Annotated in this window: 6 protein-coding genes and 1 pseudogene; 3 read left to right on the forward strand and 4 right to left on the reverse strand. The window is 60.5% G+C overall.

What is annotated here, in order from left to right:
* Window positions 1–128 (reverse strand): annotated as a pseudogene (locus ACIPIZ_RS08840) (agmatinase); the annotation flags it as partial.
* A gap of 395 nt (window positions 129–523) precedes the next feature.
* Here ACIPIZ_RS08840 and ACIPIZ_RS08845 point away from each other — a divergent pair.
* The gene (locus ACIPIZ_RS08845) at window positions 524–1,417 is read left to right on the forward strand and encodes a LysR family transcriptional regulator (protein ID WP_007956593.1); all 894 of its coding nucleotides are present in this window, start codon (window positions 524–526) and stop codon (window positions 1,415–1,417) included.
* Between the two features lie 5 nt (window positions 1,418–1,422).
* Window positions 1,423–2,019, forward strand: a complete 597-nt coding sequence (locus tag ACIPIZ_RS08850) for a tRNA-uridine aminocarboxypropyltransferase (protein WP_401164996.1) — start codon at window positions 1,423–1,425, stop codon at window positions 2,017–2,019.
* Between the two features lie 121 nt (window positions 2,020–2,140).
* Here the strand turns inward: ACIPIZ_RS08850 and ACIPIZ_RS08855 are convergent, their stop codons facing one another.
* From ACIPIZ_RS08855 to ACIPIZ_RS08865, 3 genes are all read right to left on the reverse strand, one after another.
* Complete coding sequence (locus ACIPIZ_RS08855) at window positions 2,141–3,502, reverse strand: HlyD family type I secretion periplasmic adaptor subunit (RefSeq protein WP_016985930.1); 1,362 nt, start codon at window positions 3,500–3,502, stop codon at window positions 2,141–2,143.
* A 10-nt stretch (window positions 3,503–3,512) separates the two neighbouring features.
* Window positions 3,513–5,672 (reverse strand): type I secretion system permease/ATPase, encoded by a 2,160-nt coding sequence (locus tag ACIPIZ_RS08860; RefSeq protein WP_105708537.1) that lies wholly within the window; start codon window positions 5,670–5,672, stop codon window positions 3,513–3,515.
* A 157-nt stretch (window positions 5,673–5,829) separates the two neighbouring features.
* Window positions 5,830–7,188, reverse strand: coding sequence for a TolC family outer membrane protein (locus tag ACIPIZ_RS08865; RefSeq protein ID WP_105708539.1), 1,359 nt, complete (start codon window positions 7,186–7,188; stop codon window positions 5,830–5,832).
* A 533-nt stretch (window positions 7,189–7,721) separates the two neighbouring features.
* Here ACIPIZ_RS08865 and ACIPIZ_RS08870 point away from each other — a divergent pair.
* On the forward strand, window positions 7,722–10,067 hold a 2,346-nt coding region (locus ACIPIZ_RS08870), incomplete at its 3' end, for a retention module-containing protein (protein WP_401164999.1).

Consider the following 10,067-nt stretch of genomic DNA (forward strand, 5'->3'; position numbering starts at 1 on the left):
CGCCCGCCAACACCCGCAGCGTCCAGGCCGGCAGCGGTCGGTACATGGGGGAGTCGGAGCATGGTGGCGATGCCGCCGAAGCGCGGCATTTCGTTGCCGCCCAGTGGTTGGTGAAGAATCTTGTCCACGGGTAAGGCCTCATCGTCTTTGTTTTATTTATGTCGGCGCGCCGTGGAGCACGGGTTCGGACGCCGCTGTGGGGCCGATGATGCGAAATGTAGTGAGGGGAAAGAATCGCTACGGGCAAAAACTTAGTTCAGATTTTTCTAAACTAATGGCGAGGCTGGGATTAGACTTCGGCGGGTTCAAGATTGTGATCGGCTGGGGATTGCTGCCCTCACCCCAGCCCTCTCCCGGAGGGAGAGGGAGCTGATCTCCATTGCTTTTTAATTTTGAGTTCGACTCGATATTGCAGGTCGGCGTAAATCCTCATAACAGCTCGGTAGGCTCCCTCTCCCTCGGGGAGAGGGCTGGGGTGAGGGGCTTTTCCCACCGACACACAGTTGCAAAGCCCGGAGCAGACATGGCCAACGCTTTACCCGACCTGAAACTGTTGCGCATCTTCGTCAGCGTCGTCCGTCATCAGGGTTTCGCCAACGCGCAGCAGGAACTCAACCTGTCGACCTCGGCGATCAGCACCTACATGAGCCAGCTCGAAGCCGCGCTCGGCCTGGTGCTGTGCCATCGCGGGCGCGGCGGGTTCAGCCTGACCAGCAAGGGTGAGCTGTTCCATCAGGAAACCCTGCGTCTGCTCGCCGAACTCGAAGGTTTCGAGCAATACGCCGCCGCGCTCAAGGGCGAACTGCGCGGCACGCTCAACCTCGGCGTGATCGACTCCACCGTCAGCGACAAGGCCCTGCCATTCGCCGAGGCCATCGGCGCCTACAGTCAGGAACACCCGGCGGTGCATCTGCATTTGTCGGTGATGAGCCCCTACGAATTGCAACTCGGCGTGCAGGACAACCGCCTCGACCTGGCCATCGGTGCGTTTTCCACGCGCATGAGCGGTCTGGTCTACATGCCGCTGTACCGCGAGCAGCACTGGTTGTATTGCAGCAGCCGGCATCCGTTGTTCAACGAGCGGCGGATTCCCGAGCAGGTCATCACTCAGCAACGCATGGTCGGTCGTGGTTACTGGAGTCAGGCGGAATTGGCCCGGCACGGTTTCAAACACAGCGCCGCGACCGTGGAAAGTATGGAAGCGCAACTGATTCTGGTGCTGTCCGGCGCCTACATCGGTTACTTGCCGGAGCACTACGCGCAGGCCTGGGCCGACAAGGGCGACCTGCGCGTATTGCTGCCGGCGACGTTCGGTTATCAGGCACCGTTTTCAATGATCATGCGCCGGGGCCGTAGTCGCGAACCGCTGATTCAGACGTTCCGTGATCTGCTTAAAGCTCAGTTGAATCAGGCGTAAACAACATGTCCAGACCTCAATGCCCGCGCTGCCTGCGTCCACAAACCCATTGCCTGTGCCCGCTGATTCCGAGCCTCGACAGCCGCACGCGGGTGTTGCTGTTGCAGCATCCGAGTGAAGTTAATCATGCGCTGAATACCGCGCGGCTGGCGGCGTTGGGGTTGAGCAATGCCGAGCTGGTCGTTGGCGAGGTGTTCGAGGATTTGCCGGCGTTGCTGAATCAACCGGGATATCAGGCGCGGCTGTTATTTCCGGCGGAGGATGCGCAGCCGATGCAGGCTTACGTCGAATCCGATGAGCCGCTGTTGCTGGTAGTTCCGGACGGCACATGGCGCAAGGCGCGCAAGATGCTGCACCTCAATCCGCTGCTGGCGGCGTTGCCACGGGTGACGCTGGCCGAGGGCGGGGTGTCGCGCTATCGCTTGCGCAAGGCGCCGGGACCGGGGGCGTTGTCGACCATTGAGGCGATTGTGCAGGCTTTGCAGACGCTGGAACCGTCGGCGTCATTCGAGCCGTTGCTCAAACCGTTCGAGGCGTTGATCGAGGGGCAGATTGCGGCGATGGGGGAGGAGACCTTTCAGCGTAATCATGCCGAAAGATAATTGTCGTTTGGACTGGCGCTATCGCGAGCAGGCTCACTCCTACAGGGGGAACACATTCCAAATGTAGGAGTGAGCCTGCTCGCGATAGCAATTGTTCAGTCAACGCAGGTTACGGCGAGATTTACCGTTCGCGCATCGCCTCGGTCCGCGCTTTCAGCACCGGTTTCAACAGATAATCCAAGACACTCTTCTCCCCGGTAATAATGTCCACCGTCGCCACCATCCCCGGAATGATCAGCAGCGGTTTAACATCCCCGCCCAAATGGTTTTTATCGGTGCGCACCTGAATCAGATAAAAGCTGTTGCCCTTGTCATCGGTAATCGTGTCGGCGCCGATCAACTCAAGCTTGGCGCTCAACCCGCCGTAAATCGTGTAGTCATAGGCACTGAACTTGACCATGGCTTTCTGGCCCGGATGCAGGAACGCCACATCCTGCGGGCGCACTTTGGCTTCGATCAGCAGGTTGTCTTCCAGCGGCACGATTTCGACCATGTCGCTGCCCGGTTGAACCACGCCACCGATGGTGTTGACCTTCAATTGTTTGATCACCCCATGCACCGGTGAGGTCACTGTCGTGCGGGTGACGCGGTCGTCGATGGCGATGCTGGTCGCGGTGATTTTCGACAGATCGGTGCGTTTCTCATTCAGCTCTTTCGCGGCTTCCGAGCGGAAGGTTTGCTCCGACTCGTCGATCTTGCTGCGGATCTCGGCAATCGCTGATTCAGCGCGGGGAATGGCCAGGGTTGTCGCGTTCAACGAGCCACGGATTTCCACTGCGCTACGTTTCAGACGCAGAATTTCCACGGGCGAGACCGCGCCGGTTTTTACCAGCGGTTCGGACATGTTCATCTCTTGCTGCAGCAACGCCAGACTGGAACTGAACTGGCCCTGCTTGGAGCGAAATTCGGCGAGTTCCTGAGTCTTCTGCCGCAGTTGTTCGCTCAACGTGCGCTGCTCGCTGGCCAGTCGGCGCTGGCGTTGCTCGTACAGCGAACGCTCGTCTTCGGCGACTTGCGGTGCCTTGGCGATCACCTCATCAGAGAGCTTGAACGGCCGGCCCTCGGCCTCCGCCGACAACCGTTCGACCTGCGCGGTCAGCGCATAGCGATCGGCCTCGCTCTCGCCCTTGTTCGAGCGAAAGCGCGTGTCATCCAGACGCAGCAGGGTGTCGCCCTTATTGACCATTTGCCCTTCACGCACAAAGATTTCGGTAACGATCCCGCCCTCAAGGTTCTGGATCACCTGCACCTTGCTCGACGGAATCGCCTTGCCTTCGCCCATGGTCACTTCTTCGAGCACGGCGAACTTGGCCCAGACCACCGCGCTGATCAGCAGCGCCGCCGCCAGCCACACGGTGATCCGCGACCAGCGCGGCGAATCCTGCAGCGAAGCACCGGCGGTTTCCGGCATGAATTCCGCTTCGGCGCTTTTACCGAAACTGTCGAAGTAGCCGCGATCTTTGCTATCGGAGGAAGCAGACATGGGGCAACTCCTAGACCGCCGCCGAGCCGACACGGCCCTTGCGCAGTGCATCGATGACCGCTTCTTTCGGACCGTCGGCGACGACCCGGCCGTTGTCCAGCACCAGCAACCGGTCCACCAGACTCAGCATCGAAGTGCGGTGGGTCACCAGCAGTAAGGTTTTGCCTTGCACCCAGCCATGCAGTTTCTGCCGCAGCAAGTCTTCACTGCTGTTGTCCATGGCGCTGGTGGGTTCGTCGAGCAGCATGATCGGCGGATCAAGCAATAGCGAACGCGCCAGCAACACGGCCTGGCGCTGGCCGCCGGAGAGCAATTGTCCGCGCTCGCCCACCGGCCGATCGAAACCTTGCGGATGCTGGCGAGCGAGTTCGGTAACGCCGGTCAGTTCGGCCACTTCGAGCATCCGCGAATCGCTGATGTAACGTGCGCCGAGGGTCAGGTTGTCACGCAGGCTGCCGGCCAGCAGCGGCAGGTCGTGGGCGACATAACCGATCTGCTGGCGCAGGTCGGCGACATCGAGTTGGCGCAGGTCGAGGCCGTCGAGCAGCAGTTGGCCTTCTTCGGGTTCGTAGAAGCCCATGACCAATCGCGCCAAGGTGCTTTTGCCCGAACCGCTGCGGCCAATGATGCCGACCCGCTCGCCGGGTTTCAGGCTGAAGGTGACGTTGCTCAGCGCCGGCGCATTTTGACCGTTGTAATGGAAGGTCACGCCGTTGACGTCCAGCGCGCCTTGCAACTGCGTGCGCTCCAATGGCCGCTGTTTGCCGTCACGTTCCTGCGGCAAGGCCATCAGCGCATCAGTGCTTTTCATGGTCAGTTGCGCTTGCTGATAGCGCGTGATCAGCCCGGCGATCTGCCCCAGCGGCGCGAGCACACGGCTGCCGAGCATGTAACTGGCGACCAGCGCACCGACGCTGAGGTTGCCGGCGATGATGCTGTAGACCCCGGCGACAATGGTCGCCATCCCCGAGAACTGCTGAATGAACAGCGTGCCGTTGGTGGCCAGTGCCGACAGATTGCGCGCATGGCTGTCGAGGCGGGTGAGGGCGCCGTGGGTGCTTTCCCATTTGTGCTGGCGCTCGCTTTCGGCGCTGCAAGCCTTGAGGGTTTCCAGGCCACCGAGGGTTTCGATCAGCACCGCTTGGCGTTCGGCACCGAGGCTCAGGCTCTTTTGCACGGTGTCGCGCAGGCGCACTTGAATGATCATCGCGAAGACGATGGTGATCGGAAACGCGAGTAGCGGAATCACCACCAGCCAACCGCCGAGCAGGCCGATCACCACCAGCATCAGTACCACGAAGGGCAGGTCGATCAGGCTGGTCAGCGTCACTGCCGTGAGAAATTCGCGCAGGCCCTGAAAGTCATGAATGCTCTGCGCAAAACCGCCGATGGTCGCCGGCCGCGCCTTCATCGACATGCCGGTGATGCGTTCGAATAAAGTCGCGGAAAGGATCACATCGGTTTTCTTGCCGGCAGTGTCGAGCAAGTGTGCACGCACCACCCGCAACACCAGTTCGAAACCGGTGCCGATCAGCAGCCCGATCGACAGCACCCACAAGGTCGAAGTGGCCTGATTCGGTACCACGCGGTCATAGGTCTGCATGACGAACAGCGGCACCATCAGGCCTAAAAGGTTGATCAGGAAACTCGCGAGAATCGCATCGCTGTAGAGCCATTTTGACAGTTTCAACGTGTCGCGAAACCACGCATGCACCCGTGGCACCAACGGCGAGCGCAGGTCTTCGAGTTCGTGGCGCGGACGGGCGAACAAGGCCTGGCCGCTATAGTGCTCGGTGAGTTCTTCGCGGCTGATCCATTGCTCGCCGCCATCGGCTTCGCTGGGCAGGATCAGCGCTTTGCCGTCATCGCCGAAACGCCGCAACACGGCGGTGCGGCCATCGTTGAGCAGCAACAGGATCGGCAGGTTGAGCGGTGAAATATCTTTCAGATCGCGGCGCAAGATGCGCGCCTGCAACCCGGCCCGGGCAGCGGCGCGCGGCAGCAAATCCAGGCTCAGGCGTTGTTTGTTCAAGGGCAGCCCGGCGCTCAGGCTGGCCCGACTGACGATGGCGCCATGCAGTTTGCAGAGGATCAACAGACCGTCGAGTAACGGATCATCGAAGCTCAGCCGCGGATCAATCCCGGAGTGGCCGGGTTCCATGCTGGTCATATTGATCGCCTCTGTTGAACGGGCACGGGAATCCACACATTGATCGTTCCCACGCTCCGCGTGGGAATGCAGCCCGGGACGCTCCGCGTCCCAAAGCGGACGCAGAGCGTCCATTGAGGCATTCCCACGCAGAGCGTGGGAACGATCAACAGGGGACTTATTTCAGTTCAGGCAGCCGCGCTTCGTTTTTGACCTCAGTCGCGGCAATCGCATCGGCCGGCAACACCACCCGTTGTTTGCTCAGCAACTGGCCCATGTTCGCCAGCACGCGGTACATCGAATATTCCTCGGTGTAGCGGATTTCGGTGTAGCGACGGTTGGCGTTGTAGAGCTCGTTTTCACTGTCGAGCAAGTCGAGCAGGGTGCGTTGGCCCAAGCCGAACTGGTCCTGATACGCGGCGCGTACGCGTTTGGTGGTTTCCGCATATTCGCGGGCGGTCGGGGTCTGTTTCTTCGCGTTGAGCATGGCGTTCCACGCCAGGTGAATGTTCTCGTTCAACTGACGCAGGGCGTTGTTGCGGATGTCCATCGCCTGGTTGATCTGGTGCGCATCGGAGGCCAGTCGTGCCTTGTCACTGCCGCCACGGAACAGGTTGTAGTTCATCACCACACCCACACGCCATTCGTTGTCGTGGCCTTCATCGCCCTGCACGTTGTTGTTCGCGCCGACGGCGGCTTCAGCATCGAAGCGTGGATAGAACGGCGACTTGGCGACTTCGTACTGGCTCTCGGCCGATTGCACGTCAGCCTGGGCGGATTTCAGGTACGGGTTGTTTTCGACCATGCTCTGCTGGGCTTCCGGCAGGCTGGTCGGTAATTCGCCACGGGTCGAGGCCGGGGTTTCCAGCTCATCGGGCATGCGCCCGACCACGCTGTAGAAGTTCGATTCGGCGTCGGCCAGATCGACTTCGGCGGTATCGAGGTTGTTCTGTGCCAGCGCCTTACGGGCGACCGATTGATCCGAGTCGGCGGTGCTGCCGACGCCACGCTCGGTGCGCAGGCCGATCTGGTCGTTGACCCGCAAATGCGCCTGCAGGTTGTTCCTGGCCAGGGTCACCAGTTCGCGACGCTTGAGTACTTCGAGGTAGACCTCGATGGTGCGCAGGGCCAAGTCCTGTGCGGTGCCTTGCGCGTAGTACGCGCGCGAATTGGACACGCCTTTGGTGCGCTCGACTTCGTTGGCAGTGTTGAAGCCGTCGAACAGCATCTGCCGCAGACGCAGCTCGGACTGGGTGTAATTGAGGATTTCGGTGTGGTGATTTCCGAAGGCCCGGGTGTTGGTGTTGTCGCTGTAGCCACGGCCATACGCAGCATTCAAATCGACCGACGGATAGAAGCCGCCCTTGGCGACTTTGACTTGTTCATCTGCCGACAGGCGGGCGTCCACGCGCGAAGCCAGTTCCGGGTGAGTGGCGATGGTGCTTTGAATAGCCTCGGTAAGGTTCATGGCCTGGGCTTGAGAAGTGCAAGCCATGGCCAGCAAAACCGCGCTGCAGAGGGGGGTTAGAACGCGCATGGGTGCATCTCCCTGAGTCCTGATGGTGTGTTACTGTCGCCAAATATTTGACGATATTTGTAGGTCTAAGCGTTTCACTCTTGTAACAACAGAGCTAAGAACATCCTAGAGCGTAGCTAAGAAAAATTTTTCATAAGGCTTATGCCGAAAAAAACTTATGCGCTTTGGCAAAACCAGCACATTGTTCAGCACGAAAGCCTTTGTTTTATGCGCTTTAGGGAGCTCAGAAAGGCTTGAGGAAAGTTCCACTCACTTTGCGACATACGGCGAAGTACTGCTGAAGGGGAGGGACGCGTAGCGGCGAAAGAGCGACAGATTTTTGTCACTCGGGTGATTCACCACCGTTACGTAGCGTTAGTGGGCGGGCTGTTTGAATCAGGATTCGCAAGTGCTTGATAGCGCTAGGATTTCTCTTCAAACGACTCCTGCGAAACGAACTGTCGAGGGTGCGAGCGTCGCCTCCGACAACCCGATTGAGCCATGGGCTGCTTCGCGAACCAGTGCTGACGGTGGTCGGCAGCGGAGGATTTCACATGGCAACGCTCATCGGTACCGTCACAAAAGTCATTGGTCAGGTATTCGCGCAGGCAGCCGACGGCATCAAGCGTCCGTTGGTTGAGGGCGACCGTTTATTTGCAGGCGATCAACTGATCACCGGCGCTGAAGGCGCGGTGGCGGTGAAGCTGCAGAACGGTCAGGAGCTGACCTTGGGCCGCGACAGCAGCCTGACCATGACCGGCCAGTTGCTGGCGGATCAGGCCGCTCATGTGAACGTTGCGGAGGCCGTGACCCCGAGCGAAGCGCAACTGACCGACGTCGAGCAAATCCAGAAAGCCATTGCCGCGGGTGATGACCCCAGCAAAACCGCTGAAGCCACGGCTGCCGGCCCCAATGCCCCCGGCGGTGCACCGGGAGAGGCAGGTGGCGGCCACAGCTTTGTTCTGCTGACTGAAGTCGGCGGGCGTGTAGATCCGATCATCGGCTTCCCGACTGCCGGGTTCGGCGGTATTCCCGAGTTTCCTGAAGAGCGTCATAACGCGGTGATCGACAACGGCGACGACAATGCCGCGCCGATCACGCCGCCGCCACCGCTGGTGGTCAACAGTCCAGTGATCATCGACGGCCTCGCCGTGCCGGGCGGTGAACTGAACCTCAACGAAGCCAATCTGCCTGACGGTTCGGCGGCCAGCCCGGGAGCGCTGACGCAGAGCGGCAGTTTCACGGTATCAGCCCCGGATGGCTTGAGCAGCCTGAGCATTGGCGGCATCAACGTCATGGTCGGCGGCGTGCCGGTCGGTTTTCCACAATCGATCACCACGCAACTGGGCAACACCCTGACCATCACCGGCTACAACCCGGCGACGGGCGCGGTCAGCTACAGCTACACCCTCAACGGCAATGAAGCCCACGCTGCCGGCGATGGCGCCAACAGCCTCAGCGAACAGTTCACCGTGATTGCCGGCGACAACAATGGCGACACCGCCACCGGCACCCTTGACGTCAACATCACCGACGACGTGCCGCGCGCGGTCGACGACAACAATGGCACGGCTTCCGAGACGTCGCTGACGTTGACCGGCAACGTCCTGACCAACGATGTGCAAGGCGCCGACCGCGTGCCCACCGGCCCCAATGCCGGGCCGATCACGCCTGGCACTTTCACCGGTACGTACGGCACGCTGGTGCTCAACGCCAACGGCACGTACACCTACACGCTGAACACCAGCGATGCCGACTTCAAAAACCTGCACGGCGGTGGCAACGGCACCGAGACCTTCACCTACACCCTCACTGATGCCGATGGCGATACCAGCACGGCAAACCTCGTTCTGCAGATCCACAACAATGATGACCCCGTGATCATCAACGGCTTGAACGTCGAGGGCGGCGAGCTGACGGTCTACGAAAAAAACCTCACTGACGGCAGCGCACCGGATTCCACTGCACTGACCCAAAACGGCACCTTCACCATCACCGCACTGGACGGCGTCACCACGCTGACCGTCGGTGGCATCGCCGTGGTCACCAACGGTGTCGCCGCAGGCTTCCCGCAATCCGTGACCACGCCGCTGGGCAGTACGCTGACCATCACCGGTTTCAACGCCACCACGGGCGTGGTCAGCTACAGCTACACCCTGGTCGACAACGAAGCGCATCCAACCGCCAACGGCGCGAATAACCTGCCTGAGCAGTTTGCCGTCACCGTGGTCGATGACAACGGCAGCACTGCCAACGGCACGCTCGACGTGAACATCACCGACGACGTGCCCCAAGCCGTTGATGACAGCAATGGCACGGCGTCTGAAACGCAACTGACACTGACCGGCAACGTGCTGACCAATGACGTGCAAGGCGCCGACCGCGTGGTGACCAACGAAAGTGCCGGGCCGATCACCGCCGGTACATTCACCGGGACTTACGGCACGTTGGTGCTCAATGCCAACGGCACGTACACCTACACGCTGAACCCGACCGACACCGAATTCAAAAACCTCCACGGCGGCGGCAACGGCACCGAGACATTCACCTACACCCTCACTGATGCCGATGGCGATACCAGCACGGCAAACCTCGTCCTGCAGATCCACAACAACGACGATCCGGTGATCATCAACGGCCTCGACGTGAATGGCGGCGAACTCACCGTTTACGAGAAAAACCTCACGGACGGCAGCGCACCGGATTCCACTGCACTGACGCAAAACGGCACGTTCACCATCACCGCACTCGATGGCGTAACAACGCTGACCGTCGGCGGCATCGCTGTCGTCACCAACGGTGTAGCCGCAGGGTTTCCGCAATCGGTCACCACGCCGCTGGGCAGTACGCTGACCATCACCGGTTTCAACGCCACCACCGGCGTGGTCAGCTACAGCTTA

This window comes from Pseudomonas sp. NPDC087690, from assembly GCF_044743175.1.
Lineage (GTDB): Bacteria > Pseudomonadota > Gammaproteobacteria > Pseudomonadales > Pseudomonadaceae > Aquipseudomonas.

Bases quoted from the DNA above. Each gene is read 5' to 3' on its own strand.
- ACIPIZ_RS08865 (WP_105708539.1), bottom strand. From the start codon at position 7,188: ATGCGCGTTCTAACCCCCCTCTGCAGCGCGGTTTTGCTGGCCATGGCT.
- ACIPIZ_RS08845 (WP_007956593.1), top strand. From the start codon at position 524: ATGGCCAACGCTTTACCCGACCTGAAACTGTTGCGCATCTTCGTCAGC.
- ACIPIZ_RS08860 (WP_105708537.1), bottom strand. From the start codon at position 5,672: ATGACCAGCATGGAACCCGGCCACTCCGGGATTGATCCGCGGCTGAGC.
- ACIPIZ_RS08850 (WP_401164996.1), top strand. From the start codon at position 1,423: ATGTCCAGACCTCAATGCCCGCGCTGCCTGCGTCCACAAACCCATTGC.
- ACIPIZ_RS08855 (WP_016985930.1), bottom strand. From the start codon at position 3,502: ATGTCTGCTTCCTCCGATAGCAAAGATCGCGGCTACTTCGACAGTTTC.